Genomic DNA, 24,281 nt, shown 5'->3' on the forward strand with positions numbered 1-24,281 from the left:
AATGGCTAGATTTGTAAAGGGGTTTTAAGCTTTATTTTCACTGCCAGAGAGATTGAGAAGGAGGGTAAAGGTGCTTCCTAGACCGTACTGGCTGCTGACTGTGATTTCTCCACCCAATTGATGGGCCAATTCACGCGCAATCGCAAGACCCAAGCCATGACCACCTGTCTTCATGTTACGAGAAGTTTCTACACGATAAAGGCGTTTGAAAATATTCTCCAAATCCTCTGGGGCAATCCCCTGTCCCTCATCGGTCACACTGATTGAAAGCTGGTTATTTTCCAGCTTAGCCACCACTTCCAGCTTGGTTCCTGGAGCTGAGTATTTAAAAGCATTATTGACCAGATTCACCAAGATGCGAGAAAGCTTGGCATAATCTCCCTCAATCCGGGCAGACTCTGGGATTACCTGTAAATGAACATCTCGCTCCTCCTGCTCAATCAAGAATTGAAATTCACTCATGCACTCAATCAAGAGCTGGTCCAGAAAAATACTGTCCTTGCTGGTCGTTTCGACCTGATTTCTAGCTGTGTTTAGGGTCAAAAAATTCAACTCCTCAACCAGTTTATTGAGTCTTTCAGTCTGACGTCCAATGGTTGCTAGATAATGCTCCTGTTCTCCTTCCTTGATAACCCCATCCAAAATCCCTTCTACCGTCGCTTGGATTGAAGTGATGGGGGTCTTGATATCATGCGAAAGTTGAGCAATCATCAAGCCCTTTTCTCGTTCGCTTTCTTCCAAGGAATCAAAGGTGGCCTGCAAATCATGGGACATTTCATTGAAAGCTTGGCCTAATTGCTGGAATTCTACAGGTCCTTGAACTTCCAGATTTGATGGAAAGTCCTTGTCCGCTACCCGCTTGGCATGTTCCTTAAGTTTGCCCAATGAAGTAAAGACCGGCGACAGGAGAAAGAGACTAATCCCAGCACCGACAAGGCTGGCAACGATGGTCATTCCAAGCAGAAAGTAAATCTCGCTTTTCTCAATCAGCATTTTTTGAACAGCCCAAAAAACCACGATAATCGTTAGGAGTGTTGAAATGATATACCCCACTAAAATATAACTTTTTAATTTCATTGACTACCTCGTGCTTTCTCAATTTTGTAGCCCAAGCCCCAGACGGTTTTGATGGTCGGTGTTTCTGCACTAGCATGTTTAGCCAACTCCTGTCGAAGAGCATGAATATGAACATTCAAGGTATTAGTGTCATCCACATAGTCTTCCTGCCAGACCTTTTCATAGAGGTCTGTCTTAGAGAAAACCCGCTCTGGATTGCTGACTAAAAGCCATAGAAGTTCGAAGGATTTGACGGTCAAATCAAGCGCCACATCTCCGACTTGGACCTCATGACTACCGTGATTCATCCGTAAATCCCCGAGACTGACGACTTCTGTCTCACCTCCACGATGAAGGCGACGCAAGATATTGTGGACACGCAAAACCAGCTCACGTGGACTAAAGGGCTTGGCAATAAAGTCATCTGCCCCTAAGCTCAGGCCATAAATCTTGTCCTGCTCGCTAGTCTTAGCCGTGATAAAGAGAAAAGGCTGATCTGGAGATTGATACTGAACCTCACTAATCAAGTCATAACCATCCATCCGAGGCATCATGATATCTGTAATAATCAAATCAATCGCTTTTCGCTTGAAGATTTCTAAAGCCTCTACTCCATCATGAGCCACCAAAACCTGATATCCTGCCTGAACCAGATAACGTTGATGAATATCTGTGATTTCTACCTCGTCGTCAACGAGTAAAATTGTCTTTCCCATCTGTCTCTCCTTTGAAAAAAACAGTGCTATACCACAATAGTATAACACTATTTTTATCTCTTTACGAACATTCTAAACGATATCTGGATTTTTCAAATCCTAGATAGAAAGGCTGTAGCTAGACTAGTCATTTTCCTCTTTTTTAGCTTTCAAACCGAGTCCACCTAGAAGTCCGGCCAAAGCTAATCCAAAGAATCCAATAGTAGCCATTGATGTTTGGGCTTCACCAGTATATGGAAGCATGTCTTTTTGGTCTTTCATTTGAGCAACCATCATTGGACTTGATACCTTGTTATTAGATGCCATCTTGCCTTCATCAGACATTTTGCTTGAGGCTGCTGGAGCTTGATCTTGTTTCATGCTTGAAGTTGCTATTGGCTGGCTAGCATTCATGGTTTTGTCTTGCTCTTTGTTAGGCATCATCTTATCCTGACTAGCAGCTGGCATTTGAGATTTCATCTCATCTTGATGAGCACTTGGCATTTGAGCGTTCATATTAGATGCATCTTGATGACTATTCATCATTGGAGCCGGCATAGCTGAACCATTAGAAGATGGGACGAAGTCTGATTGCATCTGAGTAAGAGACTGATGTCCATTCAAGTTTACTGTCAAATCCTTAGTCGCTACGAGGTTGCTCAAGTCTGCCTTGCCGTCTTTTGCACCATACACCTTGATAGTTGCCTTGTAGCTGTGAGTTCCATTTTGTTTCAACAAGTCAAGAAGCTCTTTATCTGATTTGCCTTGAGTACCTGCTAAATCTACTTCGTAGAAGTAAAGGCCTTTACCTAATTTTTCTACTGGTGGAAGGGCTGGATTTTTAGCTGAGCCGTTGTCTGACCATGGAGCCTTATCTGAAGCCTTCAAGATAAGGCGGGTTAACATACCGTCACCAGCAAAGAATTCATACGGAATGACTTGGTTGACACCGGCTGTGAACGGGCCAGGGAAGTTGGCTTTGTCCAAGTAAGTAGCTGGGACATCTACTGTGTCTTTAGTATTGTCTGCCACACCTTTTCGAACTTCAGCTGGAGTAGTCAAACCATTCAAGTTGACATCCAAATCCTTAGTCGCTACAAGATTGCTCAAGTCTGCCTTGCCGTCTTTTGCACCATACACCTTGATAGTTGCCTTGTAGCTGTGAGTTCCATTTTGTTTCAACAAGTCAAGAAGCTCTTTATCTGATTTGCCTTGAGTACCTGCTAAGTCCACTTCATAGAAGTAAAGGCCTTTGCCCAATTTTTCTACTGGTGGAAGAGCTGGATTTTTAGCTGAACCATTGTCTGACCATGGAGCCTTGTCGGATGCTTTCAAGATAAGACGAGTCAACATACCGTCACCAGCGAAGAACTCGTACGGGATAACTTGATTCACACCAGCTGTGAATGGGCCAGGGAAGTTGGCTTTATCAAGGTAGCTAGCCGGAACATCCACTGTGTCTTTAGTATTGTCGGCCACGCCTTTTTGCACTTCAGCTGGAGTAGTTAAGCCATTCAAATTGACATCCAAATCCTTAGTCGCTACGAGATTAGTCAAATCGGCCTTGCCGTCTTTGGCACCGTACACTTTGATGGTAGCTTTATAGCTTTGAGTGCCGTTTTGTTTCAAGAGGTCAAGAAGGTCTTTATCAGATTTGCCTTGAGTGCCGGCCAAGTCCACTTCATAGAAGTAGAGACCTTTGCCCAATTTTTCTACTGGTGGAAGGGCGGGATTTTTTGCTGAACCGTTGTCTGACCATGGAGCCTTGTCTGAGGCTTTCAAAATCAGACGAGTCAACATACCGTCACCTGCGAAGAATTCATATGGAATGACTTGGTTGACACCGGCTGTGAATGGGCCTGGGAAATTGGCTTTATCCAAGTAAGTAGCTGGAACATCTACTGTATCTTTGGTATTGTCAGCCACACCTTTTTGGACTTCAGCTGGAGTGGTTAAGCCGTTCAAGTTGACATCCAAATCTTTTGTCGCTACAAGATTAGGCAAATCAGCCTTGCCGTCTTTCGCACCGTACACTTTGATAGTTGCCTTGTAACTTTGAGTGCCATTTTGTTTCAAGAGGTCAAGCAAATCTTTGTCTGATTTACCTTGAGTTCCTGCCAAATCTACTTCATAGAAGTAGAGGCCTTTGCCCAATTTTTCTACTGGTGGAAGGGCTGGATTTTTAGCTGAGCCGTTGTCTGACCATGGGGCCTTGTCTGATGCTTTCAAGATAAGGCGAGTTAACATACCATCACCGGCGAAGAATTCATACGGAATAACTTGGTTAACACCGGCTGTGAATGGGCCTGGGAAATTAGCTTTGTCCAAGTATGTAGCTGGAACATCTACCGTGTCTTTGGTATTGTCAGCCACGCCTTTTTGAACTTCAGCTGGAGTAGTCAAGCCATTCAAGTTGACATTCAAATCTTTTGTCGCTACGAGATTACTCAAATCAGCCTTGCCGTCTTTTGCACCGTACACTTTGATAGTTGCTTTATAGCTTTGAGTACCGTTTTGTTTCAAGAGGTCTAGAAGCTCTTTATCAGATTTACCTTGAGTACCGGCCAAGTCCACTTCGTAGAAGTAAAGACCTTTGCCCAATTTTTCTACTGGTGGAAGGGCTGGATTTTTAGCTGAACCATTGTCTGACCATGGAGCCTTATCTGAAGCCTTCAAGATAAGGCGAGTCAACATACCGTCACCAGCGAAGAATTCGTATGGAATAACTTGATTGACGCCAGCTGTGAACGGTCCAGGGAAATTAGCTTTGTCTAGGTAAGTGGCTGGAACATCTACTGTGTCTTTAGTGTTGTCGGCCACACCTTTTTGGACTTCAGCTGGGGTGGTTGCTGGTTGAGCTTCATTTGCTTCACGGTCTTGTCCAGAAACTGTAGGCGCAGGATTTGTCGCAGGTTTAACCGCATCCTCTGTTTCTTTCTTAGATTCTGGTTTTACTTGCACTTGGTCTTTATCAGCTACATTCACTTTTTCTGGAGAGCTTGTAGCATCCAAGCTTGCTTTAGGTGCTGAGTCTGCCTGTTCTGAAGGAAGAGCTGTATCGACTGCTTCTTTGAGAAGTTCTGCTGGTAAGTCACTCTTTTCACTCACCGAAGCAGTGTCTGGCACGACTTGGGCAGGGGTTGGATTGACCACATCGGCACGTACAGAACTTGGCTGACCAACTAGGACAAAAAAGCCACTGGCTACAACAACTGAGGCAACACCGACACTGAGACGGCGAATAGACCAACGAGTATATCTTTGATTTGGATTGAATTTCATAGGATTCTCCTTAGAGTTTTTCTTTATTTGATGACTCTAGTATAATCTCCTAAAATTAAAAAGGATTAAGAAAAAGTTAAAATTTTTCTTAAATCCCTCTTATAAAATACTTATATTAATTAAATCCATAAACAGACTTGGTGATTTGATAGACAACATTGGAAAGTTTGCGAGCTGGCAAGACCGAATGTTTGGTCAAACGGCTCAACATGGTCTTGCGGATAGCCTGAAAGACCTCTGGATTTTCCTGCTGAATATAGGTCCACAGCTCCCGTTTTTTAGCCAGATGCTCTGCTGTGCCTGCTCGGTTGAGTAGGGCACTGGAAATCACCGTCGTGATTTCAATATGATTCAGCAGATATTCTCGCATTTTGGGGTGGCTTACTTTAGATAAATCAAGCTGATCTACTAAAAGACGATTAACCTTGAGTTGCTGGTCAATTCGCTTAATCATCACTTGCTCATTGACAGACTGGTCCTCACGCCCAATCAAATAACGATAGAAATCGACAGGCAGATAGTACATAGTCTCGACCTGCTGAAGGGGGGTAAAGACAAAGAGATTATCGACATAAAAAGTATGCTCAGGCAATTGGAACTGGCTCGCTCGCAACAAATCTGTCCGGTAAATCAGCGAGTGCATCATGATATACTGGCCTTTGGAGAAATTTCCGACCTGGTCCCAGCTAAAAATCTGCTGGACAGGCAAGACTGACTCGTAACTCATACTCTTCTTACGAGACTGACCTTCCTTTTCATAGACAAAATTGGTCACAAAGGCATCCACCTCTTGACCTTCACTCTCTAGTTCCTGCAAGGTTTCAAGAATCTTTAGGTAAGCACGAGGATCCACCCAGTCATCACTATCAACTACTTTAAAATAACGACCAGAAGCCTCCGCTAAGCCGCGATTGACCGCACCGCCATGGCCTTTATTTTCCTGATAGATGGCTCTAACGATGCTGGGATACTTGCTGGCTAAACGCTCAGCGATTTCCTGAGTCTGGTCCTGAGACCCGTCATTGATAATCAAAATCTCAACTTGCTCACCACCAATCACTAGCGACTCCACACAGTAATGAAGATAGGCAGCGGCATTATAGCTAGGGATGGCGATAGACAATAACTTCATAATCTACTCCTTTAGGGGACTGATTTTTTCTTATACTCTTGTCACTTCTTTCTATTCTACCATAAAGTCCAGCTTCTGAAGGACTTTTACTGGAATACAAGGGTTGCTATCTCTATTTTCTATTTTGGACATCAAAAAAGAGGGGATCCCCCTCCTTACGCATTTAATTCTGCCAAGTCATCTAGATACTGGTTGTTAATGACCGCCAAGATATAGGCATCTGACCTCAAGAGATCATTAGGGCCAAACTGGACATCCAAGGGTGAATTTTCTTGTTCACGAAATCCTAGGACATTGAGGTTGTATTTGCCACGTAAATCTAGCTGACTCAGGCTTTGACCTGCCCAAACACTCGGAATTTTCATCTCCACGATAGACACATTTTTATCCAGCTGAAAGACATCAACATTATTATGAAAGAGAATAGTCTGCGCTAGAGACTGCCCCATTTCATACTCAGGTGAAATCACCGAGTCAGCACCGATTTTTTCTAGCACCTTCTTGGCTGTCTGGCTTTTGACCTTGGCAATAACCCTTGGTACCCCTAAACTCTTACAATGCATAACTGCAAGCACACTCGACTCCAGATTTTCCCCTGTTGCCACTACAACCGTATCACAGGTATCAATTCCTGCAGTTCTGAGGAGTTCCTCATCTGTAATATCGCCCACAACTCCACGCGCCAAAACTGGCTCAAATTGATTGATGCGCTCTGCGTGGTCATCAATAGCAATGATATTCATATCTTGCTTGGCTAGGGCCGCCAGGACACTACTCCCGAAAATCCCCAAGCCTAAAATTCCAATCGTACGATCTGACATCATTCTTCCTTTCTTATCCAATACTAATATCTGCTTTCATATACTGAATCAAATCTTTCTTATCAGGCTGGTAATCCGCTAGACTAACCAGCAAGGTCAAGGGACCGATACGGCCGATAAACATGAGCACCATGACAATGCTGAGAGCCAACTTGCCCAGTTCTGGAGTTAGATTTGCCGTAACCCCAACTGTCGCAAGGGCAGAAATGGTCTCAAACATAAGGTAGATAAATCGCGGTGTCCCTTCTGCCGTAATTCCTAACAATATCAAGCCCAACAAGAAGGTCATCAAAAAGATAATAAAAACACTAAAGGATTTTTGGACTGTACGAGCCTCAATGGTTCTCTGCGCAACATTAGCATGAGGTAAGCCCAGTAATTCACTTCGAGCAAAGACCAACAAGACAAAGAAAGTCGTAATCTTGAGCCCCCCAGCCGTCCCTCCAGGCGCCCCTCCGAGAAACATCTGTAGGATATAGATAAACAAGGTCACAGGCCGAGCTTGAGTATAGTCAATAGAAGCAAAACCGGCCGTTCTCATGCTGACGGTTTGGAAAAAGCTCACCAACACTTTCTCTGGAACACTGAGATTACCAATCGTTCCTGGATTGTGCCACTCCGTAAAGAGTGTGGATACTGTCCCAAACAGCAGGATCCCTGCAGTTAAGAAGAGGACCAGCTTGGTGTGGAAACGCAGACGACGTTTTTTCTTCTTGTCAAACTGGGTTGCCAAGTCAAACCAGACCATAAAGCCGAGACCACCTGTGATAATCAAGCCAGCAATGACCAGATTGATCAAGGGATCCGTCTGAAAAGCCACTAAACTGCTACTGCCGAAATTATCAAAACCAGCATTACAAAAGGCTGAAATGGCTAAAAAGATAGAGGTAAAAATGCCTCGTCCCAGGCCAAACTCAGGAATAAAACGGAAACTTAGCAGGAAGGCACCCAAGCCCTCCACCAGAAAAGTCGTCAAAAAGATAGACCGCATAAAGGCCTTCAGCGACCGAGTCTCCCCATAACTAAAACTCTCCTGAATGGTTTCACGACTACGCAGACTGAGTTTTTGCTTCCCCTGAATATAAAAGACCCCGATAAAAGTCATGAGCCCCAGACCACCAATCTGTATCAAGAGCATACAAATCAACTGCCCCCAGACATTATAGGTCGTAGCCACTGGTTGCGTAAAAAGGCCAGTCACACAGACCATGGACACTGTCGTAAAAAGATGGTCAAAATAAGTGGCCTGCGAACTACTTGCCTGAACAAAAGGCAGACTCAAAAGGAGAGAACCTATAAAAATAACTCCAGCGAAACTTAAAAAGATGCGACGAGCTGGCGAAAGTCCGCCCAAGGCTCTTTCAATTTTTTTCACAAATAATTTGAATAACATACATCCATTGTACCATAAAAAGAAGGAGAAAAGCTAGAACTGAGAGACTATCTCAAGGCAGAGTTCCAAGGCCTTCTCGAAAGCTTCTGAACCCCAGTCACGACTATCGTACTGGTCCAAATCTGCTAAGGAATCAGCTGTGAACAACAATTCACCCCAGAGGACTCCACGCAGTTGGGCTACTGCCGCAAGCGCAGAACACTCCATTTCTACAACAGAACAGCCTTCTTCCTTGCGATAAGCCACCTTTTCAGCCGTTTCTCGGTAAAAACCGTCTGTCGTCCAGGTCATGACTTCTTCATAGGGAATCCCTCTGACTTCCAAAACTTGCTCAATGGCAGCAATAGCCTCTGGCTGAATTTCCATATAACGAGAAGATGCCACATAGTGATAACTAGCTCCTTCATCTCGCAGAGCGCGAACAGGGACTAGAAAGGCATTTTCTTCTATATCAGCCAGCACACCACAGGTTCCAGTGGAAATAATCTGCTCCACACCATAGCCAATCAACCAATCCATAAGCTGAGCTGCTGGAGCTGAACCAACAGGAGCCTGAGCCAGACAGATCTCCTCGCCTTTGTAGTTCACGACATAGACCGGATAAGTCTTGGTGGCAGAAACAAATTCGCCGACACAGTCCGCCCCTACTTCCCTCGCATAACGGTCAATCTCCTCACCTAAAAATGCATAGACGCACTTCTTGGGCAAGTGCAAATCCAGCCCCTCGTGATTAGGCATGATAACCGCCTGAGGATTGTCATCAAACTCTAAAATGGGAATCGCATGTTTCTGAATCATAGCCCACCTCCTCTAATTTTGTACTATTGTATCAAAAGCTGACCGAGTGTCAAGGAGGAAGCTGAGGAACTGAGGAGAAAAACAATACAATCGCAACCAATCTCCACCAAGTCAAAACAACTTGCTTGACAAAAGCTTGACTTCATGGTTTAATATACCCCATAAGGGTATATTTGGGGGTGCCTATGTTTCACTTATTTACAAAAATTGACAGTATTTCTACCAGCGAGTTAGAAGCTAAACTCAAGGAACCAATTCAGCTACTAGATGTTCGGACGCCAATGGAATTTCGTAGAGGTCATATCAAAAATGCCAAGAATGTTCCTCTGACCGAAATTGGTTCCTACACACCAACAACAAAAGAAACACTTTATGTCATTTGTCATTCTGGTGTGCGTAGTAAGATGGCTGCTAAAAAGCTAAAGAAAAAAGGCTACGATGTCATCAATGTCCGAGGCGGTATGAGCTCTTGGACAGGAAAAGTCATCTAGAAGCATAAAGGAGAAAATCAATGAAAATTATCATTGTCGGGGGAGTTGCAGGCGGAATGTCAGCAGCAACCCGCCTCAGACGTCTCATGGAAGACGCTGAAATCACTATTTTTGAGAAAGGTCCCTTTGTTTCCTTTGCAAACTGCGGACTTCCTTACTATGTTTCAGGAGAAATTGCAAACCGTGATAGTTTATTGGTCCAAACTCCTGAAAGTCTCAAGGCACGCTTTAATCTCGATGTGCGACCATTTCATGAGGTCATCAGCATTTCGCCAGAAGAACACACTGTGACGGTACGTCATGATGGGAAAGAATTCACAGAAAGCTACGACAAGTTGATCCTCTCCCCAGGAGATAAACCATTTGTTCCTGCCATTGAGGGTTTGGCAGAAACTAAAAATACCTACACGCTTCGCAATGTTCCCGATCTCGATGAAATTATGGCAGCCTTGGACAATCATCCAAAAGAAGCTGTCGTTATCGGTGCAGGCTTTATCGGACTTGAAATGGCTGAAAACCTAGCGAAACGTGGGTTGCAAGTTACTATCGTGGAGAAAGCACCCCATGTCTTGCCGCCATTAGATCAGGAAATGGCAGCCTTTGTCCAAGCAGAATTGGTCAAAAATGGCGGTCGCGTCATCACTTCTCAGTCTGCGGTTCGATTTGAAGAGCAAGGAAATATCATCGTTCTAGAAAATGGTCAAAAGATTGCTTCTGACCTCACCATCCTTTCTGTCGGTGTTGAACCTGAAAACGAACTGGCCAAAACTGCGGGGATTGAACTGGGACTTAGAGGTGGGATTCTGGTCGATGAACATTATGAAACCAGTCAAAAAGACATTTTTGCAGTTGGGGATGCCATCGTCGTCAAGCAAGAGATCACAGGCCAAGATACTCTCATCTCTCTCGCTTCTCCTGCCAATCGTCAGGGACGCCAAGTGGCAGACGTCATCGCAGGCCTAGAACGTACAAACAAGGGCGGTATCGGCACTGCTATCGTTCGTGCCTTTGATATGACAGCTGCTTCGACCGGTCTCAGAGAGCGTATCCTTAGCATGAATCAACTTCCTTACAAGGCCCTTCATGTCAGCGGTAAAGACCACGCTAGTTATTATCCAGGCGCTACTGATATGACCTTGAAGCTCCTCTTTGATCCAACCACTGGAAAAATCTACGGTGCCCAAGGAGTCGGGAAGAAAGGCGTTGACAAACGAATCGATATCCTAGCAACTGCTATCAAGGGAAATCTCACCGTCTTTGACTTACCAGAATTGGAGTTCACCTATGCGCCACCATTTGGCTCTGCCAAGGATCCCGTCAATATGCTGGGCTACGCAGCCTTGAACCTTATCGAAGGTCTCAGCGACAATATTCAATGGTATCAGCTCGAAGACGAACTGGCTAAAGGTAAGAAATTCCTTGATGTACGGACAAGTGGCGAATTCCAAAGTGGTAGACTCAAAGTCGATACCATCCACATCCCCCTAAACGAACTACGGGAGCGCTTGGACGAACTGGACAAGAACCAAGCCTACATCGTTAGCTGCCACAGTGGTTTACGCAGCTATATCGCAGAGCGTATCCTCAAACAAGCAGGATTTACCGTCCAAAACCTTGACGGCGCTTATTCACTATACAAAATGGCTAAGCCAGAAGGAGTAGAATATGGAAACTAATATCAGCATGGCTGACTTTTATGAAAAATATCAAAATGAAAATCTAGAGCTTATCGATGTCCGTGAAGTACATGAATTCCAAGCAGGACATGCACCAGGTGCCAAAAATCTTCCGTTAAGTACCTTGGAACAAGGCTACAAAGAACTCAAACCTGACCATGAATACCATGTCATCTGTCAAGGTGGAGTGCGTTCTGCCTCTGCCTGTCAATTTCTCAGCGCCCAAGGCCTCAACGTTATCAATGTAGAAGGTGGTATGAATGCTTGGCTAGGGCAAGTAGAATAATCAAAAGGAGCTGGGCAAAAACTCAATTTCAGGAGAAAGTGAAGTAATACTCAATGAAAATCAAAGAGCAAACTAGGAAACTAGCCGCAGGCTATACTTGAGTACGGCAAGGCGACGTTGACGCGGTTTGAAGAGATTTTCGAAGAGTATAAGTCTCTACATAACAAAACGCATAGTATCAAGCTTTCAACACCTGATACTATGCGTTTTTCTTATTTGAAAGACTTTTTCCAGCCTCTCTTGATTCACATTCAACTATTCTAATAGCAGAGATCTTTGCAACTCTCATCTCTTTATTTCCGTTTAATCAAGTATCGGATAGCCTTTTCTAGGCGTTCCTTTTGAGCTTCAGGATCATCTAGCGGCTGGTTGATGCATTCAGTAAGGTTTTCGGTAATTATCATCTCAATCACGCGCTCTACACTAGATTTCACGGCTGTTAGTTGCGTAACAATATCAGCACAGTCACGATCTTCTTCAATCATCTTTTGAATCCCACGCAACTGACCCTCTGAACGTTTCAAACGAGTAATATACTTTGAGTTTGTCATTTCTTTTTCCTTGCTCGATTTTTCTTCATTATATCTCTAATCAGCTCCTTTGTCAAAATTCTCGCCTATCCGGCTCACGCAGTTCTGTTATCAAAGACTTTTCAAAAGGCAAATTACCTATGCTGATAACTTGATAGAAATTCCTAGTTTTATCTATCTAAGCGAACACGGGTCACGATTCCGTCTGGATCTGTCACTTCCAACTGGCTTGATGTCAGCCACTTGATTGGTGCATCAACTTCTTGTGCTCGTTGCGCAATCGTTAACAGTTCTTCTTTATGTGCGACTTCAATAACATAATAGGCCAAACCTGGCAAACCTTGCTTACGCGGATCCAGACCTTTTCCTCCCCATTCATTGACTGCTAAATGATGATGGTAGTCCCCAGCTGCAATCCAACTAGCACTAGGTACACTGAACTTATCCTCTAGCCCTAACACCTTTTGATAAAACTGGCTGGACTTTCGACTATCCTTAACGGACAGGTGGATATGCCCCATTCTCGTACCTTCTGCTAGGATAAAAGGCTCTACTCTTTCCCCCAACTCATAGATATCCTGCGCCGCAAGAACCTCAGTCACCCCGATAATGCGTCCATCTTCTCGAATATCCCATGTAGAAACCGGCTTGTCTCGATAGAGTTCAATACCATTTCCCTCTAAATCCTCCAAGTAAAGGGCCTCACTGTAACCATGGTCTGCACCGCCCACAAGAGGAATCTGTAAATCTGTCAGGTGTTTCAAGATATCAGCCAAAGTCTTTCGTGACGGCAAGAGAATAGCCAGATGGTAAAGACCATAATGTTCCCTTACGTCACCACTCTCTTGTACTTAAATCAAGTGTACCAAGGCTTTTCCACCGCTTCCTAGAATGGCCTCTGTATACGTTTGAGATAAGATTTCTAAACCAATAATCTGCTGATAAAAGGCTGTTTGACTGACCAAATCCTTTACATTCAAAGCTGCCTCTGCCAAATAAATGTGGCTCTTATATTCATAGGTCATAAATGGTCCTCTTTTTGTTGTAATTATTGTTATTACAACTATTATATAATTTCCATCAAGAAAGTCAAGTCAGACAACTTGAAGCCTATATTCTAACAAAAAGAGGCCAATGTTCGCCATCAACCTCTTTCTTATCGTTCATTCTTTTTTCTAAGTAAGATGAATACTTTACCTATGGCCTGACATTTTCAGCCTAGTTTACCCATTCACCATTACCATTTACACGGTAACCATCTGGTGTTGTTGTGCTGACTGCCAAAGCTCCTGAACCATATGCATAGTACCAGTACTTGCCTACTTTAAACCAACCTGTCTTCATGACACCTGATTGATCAAGATAATACCAAGTACCATTTTCCTTATACCAGCCTGTCTTCATAGCTCCTGAGCCATCAAAGTAGAACCATCTGCTACCATCTGTTCCCCAGCCTGTAAACATCGCGCCTGAACTATCAAGGAAATACCATGTTCCATCAACTTCTACAAATCCAGTCTGCATGACACCTAAATCATTCAAGTAGTACCATTTGCCACCCGTTTTCACCCAGCCTGTCTTCAAATCACCAGATTCATAAAAATACCATTTCCCATTAGATTGTACCCAGCCAGACTGACTAGATGTAGATGTTCTAAAATCTTTCAACGATTTTTCTACAACCGTAGCTTTACTTTTAACGGTTGAAAGGTTTGAGGCAGTCACTTCTGTATACTGAATAGCAGAGCCATATCCACCAGCCAATTCCTCTGAAGAAGCATCATCACCTAAAGCTAAAGAAATCGTCGCTACTTGCTGAGAGCTAGCTGCGTTTTTAAAGGCTGCGAGACCCACATAGGTAAATTTAGAATTGATCAAAACCTCATAATAACCTGTAAATTCTTTAGAGGTTCCACCCTTCTTTTTCGCTACATAATTCGCCTTCTCAGCATGCCAGTTTTCAATTGCTTTTAGAAAACCTTCATAGTTCACATCTAAAGCTTCTCCTCTTATACTATTACTAGATGGAAAAGCAGTCCAGATTTCTTTTGTAGAAAGACGCTCAGGTTTTAAAGTTACTGACACCTCAGTAGCGCGTACAAAAGCAGTCTTCTCAAGATCAGTAGACCATTTAATAGGGACATACTTATCTACCAAACCTTCATCAGCTGCTTCCTTACGAATTTTATTGATTGCATCCAAAATAGCTTGTTTATTTGGAGTCAAAAATTCTCCCTTGATTCCAACCAAAACGTTGCCACTAGAAGGTTTTAGCACCTCTGAGGTCAATACATTTTCATTTTTACCATTAATAGATTGTGTTGCCACCAGTCTGTCATTCGCAAAAACATCAGTTGTCAAAACTGCTCCTGCCAAGGTCAAAGCCAAGGCGCTAGCAAATACAATTTTCTTCATCTTTTTCTCCTTTTATCCTTTGGATAGGACAGGTATTTTCACTATTAGATTATATCATATTCCCCTACTATTTGCCCGTTTCTACCAATGTCATGAGGCAAATGATATTCACCCCAAAAGTAGAAATTCCTATCCTCTTATTTCACAACAATCTCATAACGTGTCTTACTAGTGAAGGTTTGACCGGCTTTGAGAATGACTTGGTCTTTGAGGTCACTGTGAATGGCATCTGGTAAAGCTTGCGCTTCAAGAGCAATCCCATTGTGCTGTACCATTGGTTTGCCAGCCACAAGTACACTCTCATCCACAAAGTTTGCTGTGTAGACTACAAAGCAAGGAGCTTCTGTCTTGAAAAGCAGGAAGCGACCTGAATTTTGGTCATAAAGGAAACCAGCATTGTCATGACCTGCAGGAAGAGCAAATGGATGATCCAAACCTGATACCAGCTGGATTTGCTCATCTTCTTCTGCAAAAACATCCTTCAACAAGGCACCATTGTAGATGTGTTTAACCACATCACGATTAGCATCTGGAGTTTTGGCTGGAACACCGTCGGGAGCGATTGGATAAATACCCTCTGTGTTTAGCTGGAAGACATGACGGTCAATCGTCTGCGTGAAATCACCAGACAAGTTGAAATAGCTGTGGTTGGTTGGATTGACCAGCGTATCTTGATCGGTCGTCACCTTGTAGCTGATTTCATAAGCACCAGTTTCTTCTAAGTGGTAACTGATCCAAATCTTGAGATTCCCAGGAAATCCTCCTGTCCCATCTGTACGCTCTGTGTAGAGGGTCAAGCCATGATCACCCACCTCGACCAATTCAAACAAGCTCGAATCCCAACCTGTTGAGCCACTATGGTTACAGTTGCTAGCATTGTTGACTTCAAGGTCATAAGTCTTGTCATTGAGCTCAAATGTCGCACCTGCAATACGGCCTGCTACAGGACCTACGCTAGCTCCATGCTTAGGACTATTGCCTACATAGCTATCAAAGTCATCAAATCCCAAGATAACATTGGCAAAATTTCCAGCCTTATCAGGTGTGACATAACGCAAGATGGTCGCACCATAAGTCATAACCTCAAGTTGGTAGCCACCATCAGTCTCAAAGCGATAGGCCAAAACATCCTTGCCCTCAACATTTCCAAATACACGCTCTGTGTATGCTTTCATTCTGTTCTCCTTTTACTATTTCTCTCAAGCAAACAAACCATAGAAAGCCTACTGACAATCTATGGTTTATCTGATAGTTTACAAATTCTCTTGTCAAGAATTCACAAACATTTCCTTACTTTTGATATTCGTGGATGATAACACCTTGTACCACACGGTTTACGGTACCTGTAGGAGACGGTGTATCAGGTTTATTTTCTACTTTAAGTGAGGTCAATAGGGCAAAGAGTTGGGCATACACGATGTAAGGGAAGACACGGTAAATATCATTCAAGACACCGCCACAACCAAGTGCCACTTCTTTGACATTTTCAAGACCAAAGGCTTGATCACTCAAAAGCACAACACGGCAAGCAATCTGATCACCAGCAACTTCACGAATCAAGTCCAAGTCGTACTTGCGAGTGTAGTCTGTCGTTGTACCAAAGACCAAAACAACTGTATCTTCATTGATAAGAGATTTTGGACCGTGACGGAAGCCAACTGGGCTTTCATACATGGTCGCCACTTGACCAGCTGTCAATTCCAAAATCTTGAGCTGAGCTTCATGAGCAAGACCGAAGAAAGGACCAGCGCCTAGATAGATGACACGGTTAAAATCTAGGTCAACAAGCTCTTTGACATCTTCTGCATCGTCTAGAATTTTACGGGCAAGACTAGATACAACTTCAAAACGTTCAGCTTTAACAGCAAATTCTGTAGGATCAAAGAGCAAGAGAGCTGTCAACATCATAGACGTAAAGCTAGAAGTCATGGCAAATCCAGCGTCATTAGAAGCAGCTGGTTGTAAAAGCAAAAGATTGCGGTCATCTCCATGAGCTTGAAGAGCCAATTTCCCGTCTGCTGCACAAGTAATCGTCACTTGGTAAAGTTCATCCACCAAGGCTTTGGCCAAATCAACAGTCGCCACACTTTCAGGCGAATTTCCACTACGAGCAAAAGATACAAGGACAGTTGCCACATCTTTTTTCAAATAAGTTTCTGGATTGGCAACGATATCTGTTGTCGCAATAGCATTGAAATTCCATTTGCGTTCGTCGTAGACTTCCTTAAAGTAAGGTACCAAGGTATCTCCCACATAAGCAGAAGTCCCAGCACCTGTCAAAATAACCTTGATATAGTCATGTTTATCCGCAATCCCTTGTAGAAAGGCTGCAATTTCTTCACGTTTTGCTTGATAAGATTCAAAAGCTTCTTTCCATACATCAGGCTGTTGGTAGATTTCACGTGTAGTGATTTCTGCACCCAATTCGATCAAGTCTTCTTTTGTATAATGTAGCATTGATTCCCTCTTTTTCTATTAAATATGGGAATGGGAGTAAGCCCCATTCCCATGTATATTCTATATAAAATGCTCTAACGATTTTCACGTTGTCACATCGTATACTCAATGAAAATCAAAGAGCAAACTAGGAAACTAGCCGCAGGCTGCTCAAAGCACTGCTTTGAGGTTGCAGGATAAGACTGACGAAGTCAGCTCAAAACACCGTTTTGAGGTTGCAGATAGAACTGACAGAGTCAGTAACATACCTACGGCAAGGCGACACTAGTATGGTTTAAAGAGATTTTCGAAGAGTATTATTCATCTTCGTCATCATCGAAGCCCGCTAACAGGTCATTAACTTTCACAATGCTTTCTGCAGCACGGTTCTTATAGTCCGCATCTGCGCCTGTAAGGCTCGCATTGATAAATTCAATCACCATTGGAAGATTCATCCCTGCGTAAAGTTCGATGTCACGACCTTCCATAATCAAACGGCTTACCACGTTACATGGTGTTCCACCGAGAAGATCCGCAAAAACTAGGAAATCATCCAATCCTTCAATAGCAGCTTCAAATTTTGCAGTAAATTCTTCTGGGCCATCTTCTGGAAGAAGAGCTACTGTGTAAATGTTGTCTTGTGGGCCCATAATCATTTCTGTGCTACCTTTAAGTTCTTCACAGAAACGACCATGGCTCACCAAAATTAATGATTGCGTCATAAATTATGCGCCCATTCCAAGTACAAATTTACCAAAGGCAGAAAGAGCCAAAGCAAGTACGATAATAATACCGATAGCTTTAGTAGAGTTCATACCTTTCTTACCAAGCAACCAGAAGATAAAGGCAGTAAAGATTGCTGGAAGCAAGCGTGGGAAGATTTGGTTCAAGATGTCTTGGAAGTCAATCATCTTCTCACCGATTGCCCATTTGTAAGAAATTTCAAAGTTGATCATTGTTGCTACAAGAGCACCCATCATGAAGACACCAAGTACAGATGCAGCGTCAATCAAAGCTGTCAAAGTACTTTGCATGTTGTTGATAAGGTTAACCCCTTCTTTGTAGGCAAATTCCAACTGTTTCCAACGGAAGATATCATACGCTACTGCAACTGCAATCCAAAGGAAGATACCCCAAGGTTGACCACCGATAGCCATAGTTGCTGCGATAGATCCCATGATAGCAGGTACAAGTGAACCAAAGATTGTATCTCCAAGAGGAGCGAATGGTCCCATCAAACCTGTCTTGATACCATTAACGGCATCTTTTGAACCTACACCATCTTTTTCTTCCATGGCAAGATCAAAACCAGCGATGATGGTGTGGAAGAATGGTGAAGTATTGAAGAATTGAGTATGAACTTTCATCATTTCTTTCAATTCAGGAGTTCCATCCCCATACATTTTACGCAATTGAGGCAAAATCATGTAAAGGTAACCAGAAGCTTGCATACGTTCGTAGTTCCAACCTAATTGGAAAGTAAACAAGCTACGTTTATTGATTTGGTTAAAATCTTCTTTTGTAAGTTTGTAATTAGAATTCGTCATCTTCGATTTCCCCACTTTCTGATGGTGTAGAAGGTGCTGCTACAGCTACTTTTTGGCTATTTTTGAAGTGAAGCACTGCAAGGAAGATACCTACGATAGAGATACCAATCATAGACAAACCTTTGAAATTGTTCACGAAACCAATTTTTTCAGCCACATCTTTCGGTAGAGTGCCTACGATACCAGCAACAGCTCCACCAAGACCAGTTACATATGAGTAAAGAACAGTCAACATAGCTGTCAAACCAAATCCCATAGCAAGGTAGTGAAGGTTACGTTTAACTGGAAGGTAACGAAGCAAGATTGCAAATCCAAGACCTGGAAGCATACGTCCTGCGAGTGTCAAACCATCTGCAACCCATTGGTATTTTGTAACGAAATCTACTACGTGTTGTACAAATTCACCACCAAAAGCAAGCGCAAAGAAGACTGGAAGGGCACGAGATAGAGCCCAAGGAATCGCACCAAGTAGGTAGTTGCGTTCAATACCTTTATAGTCAAAGCGTTCGATTGCAGCATCCACACGGTGAGCAAAGAAAGTAGTTGTCATACGTCCAAGAACGTCGAAGTATGTCAAGAGAGTTGCTACTGGCACAGCGATTGTTGTAATCGCAAGTGCTGTATCAATTCCTTGTGAAACAGAGAAGGCTGTCGCAAGAACCGCACCAGAAGTTGCGTCGATACGAGAAGCACCACCGAAGGTACCAACCCCAAGAACGAATAGCTGCAAGTTACCACCGATAAGTAGACCAGTAGTCACATCTCCCATGATTAAACCAGTAATGAAACCAGCAAATACAGGGGAACCTGCAGATGAAACGATCGTCAACTCATCACAGATTTGATAAGCTGAGTACAAAGTGAGAAGTAAAATTTGCCACCATTGTATCATAACAATGACCTCCTAAAAATTTTTTCCTATTTTAATAAGCTCAAAAAGTCTGAAATTGGATCATTTGGAACCATTTGAGCAGTAAGTTTAACACCTTTTTCTGCTAGTTTGTGGAAGTCTTCCACATCCTTGTCTACTACGTTGATAGAACGTGTGATGGGGCGAGTTTCTGGTGTTTGAGACATATTCCCAACATTAAGGGTTTCAAGTGGTACACCTGCTTCAACCAAACCAAGGAAGCGGTCTGGTTTGCGAGCCACGATAAAGAGACGTTGGCTATCGTATTTTCCAGCAAGAATATTGGCTGCCGCTTTTTCAATTGGCAAAATACTCAATTTCACACCTGGTGGTGTCGCAAGTTTCAAACCACTCTTTTCAACGTCGTTGTTGACAACTTCATCATCTACAACCATAATACGTGAAACATTTAGTTTTCCAGCCCAAAGATTGGCTACTTGTCCGTGGATCAAACGTCCATCGATACGGCATCCTACAATTGTCATAAGTTTTCCCCCTTTATGTGTTTTAGTGTAGGTTTACGAGTTAAATAAATCTCTTCTTTATATTGGCCCTCTGTTTCAAAGATGATGATGCGGTTGGCACCTTCCTTGAGGTAGCTATGAGGAATATAAAGCGAGAGGGTCGGGCCGACGTTCCAAAAACGTCCTAGATTCTGCCCATTGACAAAGGCAACCCCCTTACCAAACTCAGACAAGTCTAGGTAAGTATCTTTTGGCTCTTGGACTGTAAAGTCATAAGCGTAAAAAGCTGGTTGTCCTTCTGTCCATCCTTTTGAAAAATCAATTTTCTCAGGATTGTCTAGTGGGAGTGAATAGTGTTTCCAGTTTAGTAAGAAGTGCAAATCCTTACAAACCCCTGTCCGAATTCCCTTACGTTGCGTATCTGCTAAGAACTTATGTCCATAGTTGACACGTCCCATATTTTCTACCAAGATATCTAACCTAGATAGCGCTTTCTTTTTACCTTGATAAAAAATATCTTCCCCAATCTCTGTCTGATATTGGGTTTCGACCCACTGACCATCGACATAAAGCTGGGCCCTATCTCGACCATCAATGATACGAAGTCTTTCTTCTTCTGCATCCCAGTTTGTTTCTGTTCGATAGAGTAGATAGCCATAGCTTTGTCCCAACTCCTCCATCTTTTTAGGATAGAGGCTTTCTACTGGACTTGACAAGCTATCCAAGGTTTCAAACAAGGAAACTTTTTCAACTAGTGGAATAGCATCCAACTCCATACTCTCTTTGTAGAGTGGCTCCAACTGCGGGTACTCTGGAAAATGTGTTGCCATCATCTTCTTGACTGCCAAGTATTTGGCAGTTGGATTTCCTTCTTCATCCAGAAGGGCATCGTAATCATAGGATGTGACTTGTGGCAGGTCCAAAGTCCCTCGAGCCGAACAACCATTCATGAAGCCAAAGTTTGTACCACCGTGGAACATGTAGAGATTGATGGAGCCTTGTTCCAAAACCTCTCGAACTGCATCTGCCAATTCTTTTGGATCCCGTGTGATAATCGGTTCCTTCCAACGATTGAACCAACCATCCCAGAACTCCATACACATAAGGGGCCATTTTTTGCCATGCTCATCAAAGAATTCCTGCATCTGTGAAAAGTTATAAGGTGCCTTAGAACCAAAGTTGCCTGTCACAAAGAGGTCATCTTCGATTAAGGTTCCAGCTTTCAGAGTAGCTCGCCATGGACCATCTGATGTAAAGAGGGGACAGGTTACGCCACGCTCTTCCATCAACTGTCGAATGGCTCTCAGGTAAGCCTTATCTTCGCCATAAGAACCATATTCATTTTCAACCTGCATCATAAGGATGTTTCCACCATTGTCCAACAAATGTGGAACCAATCGTGACAAGAGCTGGTCATAGTAGCGACCGACAGCCTCAATATAGGCTGGATCTGAGGAACGAATCCTCATGTCTTTGGTTAAGAGCCAAGCTGGTAAACCACCGAATTCCCATTCCGCACAGATGAAGGGTGACGGACGAACGATAGCGTAGAGACCCAAATCTTGTGCTGTCTGAAGAAACCGCTCCAAATCCAGAGCTCCTTCAAAGCGAAACTCACCCTCACGAGGCTCGTGTAAATTCCAAGCCACATAAGTCTCTACTGTATTAAAACCAAGAGCCTTCAAGTTATAGAGCGAATGATACCAATCTTCTGGAGGAACCCTAAAATAATGAATGGCGCCAGATAAAATCTTAAATGATTTTCCATCGAGATAGAAATCATCTCGTATCTCAAATCGTGTCATATTCTTACTTTTTGACATTTTAAGTTTACGCTTTCATTTGTTGATATATTGAATATAACTCAATATATCACATTTGTCAATAGCTTTTCACAATTTTTTTCATTTTTCCCCAACTTTTACACAAAAAACTTATAAAGATATAAAATTTACAGACATATAGCTTCAAACAGGTGGCATGTATAAAAATGTATAAAATCTCCTATTTTTTATGTAAATTAACCTTATAGCCTATTATTCTAATTTTTTTATTCAAAAGACTACTATTCTTTCCGGTTTTATGGTAAAATCTTTAACGGAGAAGGAAAATCGAGGTGAAATTATGGCAATTCCAAAGTATCAATATATAAAAGATGAATTAAAGAACAAAATCATTTCTGGCCAATTTGCTAGTGGAGATAAATTTTACACTGAAGCTGAATTGATCGCTATGTATGATGTAAGTTCTATCACAGTTGTCCGCGCCTTAAACGACCTTGCCAAAGACGGCTATATTGTCCGCCAACAAGGAAAGGGTACATTCGTTTCACGCGCACGCAAACACAAACTCGTAGAGTTTTCTGATGTAGAAGTTTTTGAAACTAAAGATGATAAAGTGACCGTCCTTTCTATTGAGCGTGGAAACAAACTAAGCTACTTAGAAAAACTTGGACTACGCGGTAACCAATTCTACTACAAGATTGAACGTGTACGCGAAACAAATGGTGTCGTATACATCTATCACACATCTTATATTCCAGAACAATACATCAACGCAAATTATCCAAATCTTGAATATTATAGCTCTATCTATAACCGTTTCAAATTGGATTATCACATCCACATGAATGATGAACATTTTGAAGAAATCAATGAAATAGCATTTCCAACTCCAGAACATGCGGCTTCAGTCCTCGGAGTCGATGAACAATTCCCTAGCGTTTTACAAACCAAGACTACTAAATTAGAGTCTACTGGTCAAGTTCTCGCATACAGCGAAACATATAAACGAGCAGATTACTACAAAATCAAATTCATTTCATGTGACCGTGATCACTAAGAAGAAAGCCTAAGCCTTGCTTGGGCTTTTTTCTATGATTATTATATCCCATCAAAACTGTATTTTCTATATGTCAATGAAGATCGATTAAATTTGTTTAAATTTTACTAAAATATTGGGAATCTTTTTATAAAAATATCTTTAATAAAAAAGAAAAATCGAAGTTCTTCTACTCCAGTAAATAGAGTAATAGAACTTCGATTTTATTTTAATTATCCTAAACCAAGACGTTCAAAGATATCATCCACTCGTTTAGTGTAATAAACTGGGTTAAAGATCTCATCGATTTCTTCTTGTGTGAGGCGTGATGTCACCTCTGGATCTGCTTCTAGCAGTGGTTTGAAGTCTACTTGGTTGTCCCAAGAGTAGGCTGTTTTTGGTTGCACCAAGTCATAAGCTTGCTCACGGGTCATCCCTTTTTCAATCAAGGTCAACATAGCACGTTGGCTAAAGATAAGACCAAACGTAGAGTTCATGTTGCGGATCATGTTTTCTGGGAAGACTGTCAAATTCTTGACAATATTTCCAAAACGGTTGAGCATGTAGTCAATCAAAATGGTCGTATCTGGTGTGATGATGCGCTCAGCTGATGAATGGGAAATGTCGCGTTCGTGCCAGAGAGCGACGTTTTCATAGGCTGTAATCATATGACCACGGATAACACGCGCCAAACCTGTCATATTTTCAGAACCGATAGGGTTGCGTTTGTGAGGCATTGCAGATGACCCCTTTTGCCCTTTAGCAAAGAATTCTTCTACTTCGCGTTGTTCTGATTTTTGAAGACCACGGATCTCCGTTGCCATACGCTCGATAGAAGTCGCGATGCTGGCAAGAACCGCAAAGTACTCAGCGTGAAGGTCACGAGGAAGCACCTGTGTAGAGATTTCTTGAGCACGAATACCCAATTTGTCGCAGACATATTGCTCTACGAATGGTGGGATGTTGGCAAAGTTACCAACCGCACCAGAGATCTTACCAGCTTCAACACCAGCAGCCGCATGCTCGAAACGCTCGATGTTGCGCTTCATTTCGCTATACCAAGTCGCCAATTTAAGCCCAAAGGTTGTAGGCTCAGCATGCACACCGTGGGTACGCCCCATCATGATGGTGAACTTGTGCTCCTTAGCCTTGTCAGCGATGATGTTGGTGAAGTTTTCAAGGTCACGACGGATGATGTCGTTGGCCTGCTTATAGAGGTAACCGTAGGCCGTATCCACCACGTCGGTAGAAGTCAAACCATAGTGAACCCACTTGCGCTCTTCGCCAAGCGTTTCAGAAACCGCACGTGTGAAGGCCACCACATCGTGGCGAGTCTCCTGCTCAATCTCCAAAATACGGTCGATGTCAAAGTCCGCCTTCTCGCGAATCAAAGCCACATCTTCCTTAGGGATTTCCCCCAACTCAGCCCATGCCTCGTCAGCCAAGATTTCCACCTCAAGCCAAGCACGGTATTTATTTTCTTCACTCCAAATATTCGCCATCTCAGGGCGAGAGTAACGGTTGATCAT

At 42.9% G+C, this 24,281-nt stretch carries 21 protein-coding genes and 1 pseudogene; 4 read left to right on the plus strand and 18 right to left on the minus strand.

Annotated elements, in window-relative coordinates; translation table 11 throughout:
- Positions 1-24: 24 nt before the first annotated feature.
- From HMPREF1048_RS07605 to HMPREF1048_RS07635, 7 genes are all read right to left on the minus strand, one after another.
- Positions 25-1,077 (minus strand): HAMP domain-containing sensor histidine kinase, encoded by a 1,053-nt coding sequence (locus HMPREF1048_RS07605; protein WP_000769765.1) that lies wholly within the window; start codon positions 1,075-1,077, stop codon positions 25-27.
- Entirely contained in the window at positions 1,074-1,772 is a 699-nt protein-coding gene (locus tag HMPREF1048_RS07610; RefSeq protein WP_000520648.1) for a response regulator transcription factor, read from the minus strand. Before HMPREF1048_RS07610 ends, HMPREF1048_RS07605 begins: the two co-directional genes overlap by 4 nt.
- A gap of 123 nt (positions 1,773-1,895) precedes the next feature.
- Positions 1,896-5,033 (minus strand): SSURE domain-containing protein, encoded by a 3,138-nt coding sequence (locus HMPREF1048_RS07615; RefSeq protein ID WP_000671401.1) that lies wholly within the window; start codon positions 5,031-5,033, stop codon positions 1,896-1,898.
- A 115-nt stretch (positions 5,034-5,148) separates the two neighbouring features.
- Positions 5,149-6,165: a glycosyltransferase family 2 protein gene (locus HMPREF1048_RS07620; protein WP_000771885.1), complete on the minus strand. Its 1,017-nt coding sequence runs from the start codon at positions 6,163-6,165 to the stop codon at positions 5,149-5,151.
- A 155-nt stretch (positions 6,166-6,320) separates the two neighbouring features.
- Complete coding sequence (locus HMPREF1048_RS07625) at positions 6,321-6,986, minus strand: potassium channel family protein (protein WP_001283901.1); 666 nt, start codon at positions 6,984-6,986, stop codon at positions 6,321-6,323.
- Positions 6,987-6,999: 13 nt separating this feature from the next.
- Complete coding sequence (locus HMPREF1048_RS07630) at positions 7,000-8,379, minus strand: TrkH family potassium uptake protein (protein ID WP_000897709.1); 1,380 nt, start codon at positions 8,377-8,379, stop codon at positions 7,000-7,002.
- A gap of 33 nt (positions 8,380-8,412) precedes the next feature.
- The gene (locus HMPREF1048_RS07635; protein ID WP_000614983.1) at positions 8,413-9,177 is read right to left on the minus strand and encodes a nucleoside phosphorylase; all 765 of its coding nucleotides are present in this window, start codon (positions 9,175-9,177) and stop codon (positions 8,413-8,415) included.
- A 185-nt stretch (positions 9,178-9,362) separates the two neighbouring features.
- Here HMPREF1048_RS07635 and HMPREF1048_RS07640 point away from each other — a divergent pair, with 185 nt between their 5' ends.
- Genes HMPREF1048_RS07640 through HMPREF1048_RS07650 form a run of 3 tightly spaced genes read left to right on the plus strand, consistent with a single transcriptional unit; the run spans position 9,363 to position 11,630 of the window.
- On the plus strand, positions 9,363-9,668 hold the full coding sequence (locus HMPREF1048_RS07640) for a rhodanese-like domain-containing protein (protein WP_000468857.1): 306 nt from the start codon (positions 9,363-9,365) through the stop codon (positions 9,666-9,668).
- 20 nt (positions 9,669-9,688) lie between these two features.
- A complete protein-coding gene (locus tag HMPREF1048_RS07645; protein WP_000691452.1) occupies positions 9,689-11,344 on the plus strand; it encodes an FAD-dependent oxidoreductase in 1,656 nt (551 codons plus the stop codon).
- Entirely contained in the window at positions 11,334-11,630 is a 297-nt protein-coding gene (locus HMPREF1048_RS07650) for a rhodanese-like domain-containing protein (RefSeq protein WP_000449619.1), read from the plus strand. The genes HMPREF1048_RS07645 and HMPREF1048_RS07650 overlap by 11 nt, the downstream gene beginning before the upstream one ends.
- A gap of 293 nt (positions 11,631-11,923) precedes the next feature.
- Here the strand turns inward: HMPREF1048_RS07650 and HMPREF1048_RS07655 are convergent, their stop codons facing one another.
- The 10 genes and pseudogenes from HMPREF1048_RS07655 to HMPREF1048_RS07705 form a co-directional block, all read right to left on the minus strand.
- Positions 11,924-12,181 (minus strand): metal-sensitive transcriptional regulator, encoded by a 258-nt coding sequence (locus tag HMPREF1048_RS07655; RefSeq protein ID WP_000185159.1) that lies wholly within the window; start codon positions 12,179-12,181, stop codon positions 11,924-11,926.
- A 149-nt stretch (positions 12,182-12,330) separates the two neighbouring features.
- Positions 12,331-13,185, minus strand: a pseudogene (locus HMPREF1048_RS07660) (VOC family protein).
- A 193-nt stretch (positions 13,186-13,378) separates the two neighbouring features.
- Positions 13,379-14,575, minus strand: a complete 1,197-nt coding sequence (locus HMPREF1048_RS07665; RefSeq protein ID WP_000724618.1) for a CAP domain-containing protein — start codon at positions 14,573-14,575, stop codon at positions 13,379-13,381.
- Positions 14,576-14,712: 137 nt separating this feature from the next.
- A complete protein-coding gene (locus HMPREF1048_RS07670) occupies positions 14,713-15,750 on the minus strand; it encodes an aldose epimerase family protein (protein WP_000649436.1) in 1,038 nt (345 codons plus the stop codon).
- A 115-nt stretch (positions 15,751-15,865) separates the two neighbouring features.
- Positions 15,866-17,032: an SIS domain-containing protein gene (locus HMPREF1048_RS07675; RefSeq protein ID WP_000903526.1), complete on the minus strand. Its 1,167-nt coding sequence runs from the start codon at positions 17,030-17,032 to the stop codon at positions 15,866-15,868.
- Positions 17,033-17,328: 296 nt separating this feature from the next.
- Complete coding sequence (locus HMPREF1048_RS07685; RefSeq protein ID WP_000194481.1) at positions 17,329-17,733, minus strand: PTS sugar transporter subunit IIA; 405 nt, start codon at positions 17,731-17,733, stop codon at positions 17,329-17,331.
- Between the two features lie 3 nt (positions 17,734-17,736).
- Entirely contained in the window at positions 17,737-18,558 is an 822-nt protein-coding gene (locus HMPREF1048_RS07690; RefSeq protein ID WP_000185294.1) for a PTS system mannose/fructose/sorbose family transporter subunit IID, read from the minus strand.
- A complete protein-coding gene (locus tag HMPREF1048_RS07695) occupies positions 18,545-19,450 on the minus strand; it encodes a PTS mannose/fructose/sorbose/N-acetylgalactosamine transporter subunit IIC (protein WP_000617019.1) in 906 nt (301 codons plus the stop codon). Before HMPREF1048_RS07695 ends, HMPREF1048_RS07690 begins: the two co-directional genes overlap by 14 nt.
- A 26-nt stretch (positions 19,451-19,476) precedes the next feature.
- Positions 19,477-19,953: a PTS sugar transporter subunit IIB gene (locus HMPREF1048_RS07700; RefSeq protein ID WP_000156972.1), complete on the minus strand. Its 477-nt coding sequence runs from the start codon at positions 19,951-19,953 to the stop codon at positions 19,477-19,479.
- Positions 19,950-21,737, minus strand: a complete 1,788-nt coding sequence (locus tag HMPREF1048_RS07705; protein WP_000196589.1) for a glycoside hydrolase family 35 protein — start codon at positions 21,735-21,737, stop codon at positions 19,950-19,952. The genes HMPREF1048_RS07700 and HMPREF1048_RS07705 overlap by 4 nt, the downstream gene beginning before the upstream one ends.
- Positions 21,738-22,056: 319 nt before the next feature.
- On the opposite strand from HMPREF1048_RS07705, the gene HMPREF1048_RS07710 reads away from it, so the two are divergent.
- Complete coding sequence (locus tag HMPREF1048_RS07710) at positions 22,057-22,773, plus strand: GntR family transcriptional regulator (protein WP_001007194.1); 717 nt, start codon at positions 22,057-22,059, stop codon at positions 22,771-22,773.
- Between the two features lie 212 nt (positions 22,774-22,985).
- Here the strand turns inward: HMPREF1048_RS07710 and purB are convergent, their stop codons facing one another.
- Entirely contained in the window at positions 22,986-24,281 is a 1,296-nt protein-coding gene (gene purB / locus HMPREF1048_RS07715; RefSeq protein ID WP_000610726.1) for an adenylosuccinate lyase, read from the minus strand.

This window comes from Streptococcus mitis SK575 (assembly GCF_000257865.1).
Lineage (GTDB): Bacteria > Bacillota > Bacilli > Lactobacillales > Streptococcaceae > Streptococcus > Streptococcus mitis_CQ.

Coding starts and splice junctions, on each gene's coding strand:
- HMPREF1048_RS07655 (WP_000185159.1), bottom strand. CDS start 12,181: ATGACAAACTCAAAGTATATTACTCGTTTGAAACGTTCAGAGGGTCAG.
- HMPREF1048_RS07690 (WP_000185294.1), bottom strand. CDS start 18,558: ATGACGAATTCTAATTACAAACTTACAAAAGAAGATTTTAACCAAATC.
- HMPREF1048_RS07620 (WP_000771885.1), bottom strand. CDS start 6,165: ATGAAGTTATTGTCTATCGCCATCCCTAGCTATAATGCCGCTGCCTAT.
- HMPREF1048_RS07670 (WP_000649436.1), bottom strand. CDS start 15,750: ATGAAAGCATACACAGAGCGTGTATTTGGAAATGTTGAGGGCAAGGAT.
- HMPREF1048_RS07710 (WP_001007194.1), top strand. CDS start 22,057: ATGGCAATTCCAAAGTATCAATATATAAAAGATGAATTAAAGAACAAA.
- HMPREF1048_RS07625 (WP_001283901.1), bottom strand. CDS start 6,986: ATGTCAGATCGTACGATTGGAATTTTAGGCTTGGGGATTTTCGGGAGT.
- HMPREF1048_RS07705 (WP_000196589.1), bottom strand. CDS start 21,737: ATGACACGATTTGAGATACGAGATGATTTCTATCTCGATGGAAAATCA.
- HMPREF1048_RS07640 (WP_000468857.1), top strand. CDS start 9,363: ATGTTTCACTTATTTACAAAAATTGACAGTATTTCTACCAGCGAGTTA.
- HMPREF1048_RS07700 (WP_000156972.1), bottom strand. CDS start 19,953: ATGACAATTGTAGGATGCCGTATCGATGGACGTTTGATCCACGGACAA.
- HMPREF1048_RS07675 (WP_000903526.1), bottom strand. CDS start 17,032: ATGCTACATTATACAAAAGAAGACTTGATCGAATTGGGTGCAGAAATC.
- HMPREF1048_RS07630 (WP_000897709.1), bottom strand. CDS start 8,379: ATGTTATTCAAATTATTTGTGAAAAAAATTGAAAGAGCCTTGGGCGGA.
- HMPREF1048_RS07610 (WP_000520648.1), bottom strand. CDS start 1,772: ATGGGAAAGACAATTTTACTCGTTGACGACGAGGTAGAAATCACAGAT.
- HMPREF1048_RS07650 (WP_000449619.1), top strand. CDS start 11,334: ATGGAAACTAATATCAGCATGGCTGACTTTTATGAAAAATATCAAAAT.
- HMPREF1048_RS07695 (WP_000617019.1), bottom strand. CDS start 19,450: ATGATACAATGGTGGCAAATTTTACTTCTCACTTTGTACTCAGCTTAT.
- HMPREF1048_RS07605 (WP_000769765.1), bottom strand. CDS start 1,077: ATGAAATTAAAAAGTTATATTTTAGTGGGGTATATCATTTCAACACTC.
- purB (WP_000610726.1), bottom strand. CDS start 24,281: ATGATCAACCGTTACTCTCGCCCTGAGATGGCGAATATTTGGAGTGAA.
- HMPREF1048_RS07645 (WP_000691452.1), top strand. CDS start 9,689: ATGAAAATTATCATTGTCGGGGGAGTTGCAGGCGGAATGTCAGCAGCA.
- HMPREF1048_RS07685 (WP_000194481.1), bottom strand. CDS start 17,733: ATGACGCAATCATTAATTTTGGTGAGCCATGGTCGTTTCTGTGAAGAA.
- HMPREF1048_RS07635 (WP_000614983.1), bottom strand. CDS start 9,177: ATGATTCAGAAACATGCGATTCCCATTTTAGAGTTTGATGACAATCCT.
- HMPREF1048_RS07665 (WP_000724618.1), bottom strand. CDS start 14,575: ATGAAGAAAATTGTATTTGCTAGCGCCTTGGCTTTGACCTTGGCAGGA.
- HMPREF1048_RS07615 (WP_000671401.1), bottom strand. CDS start 5,033: ATGAAATTCAATCCAAATCAAAGATATACTCGTTGGTCTATTCGCCGT.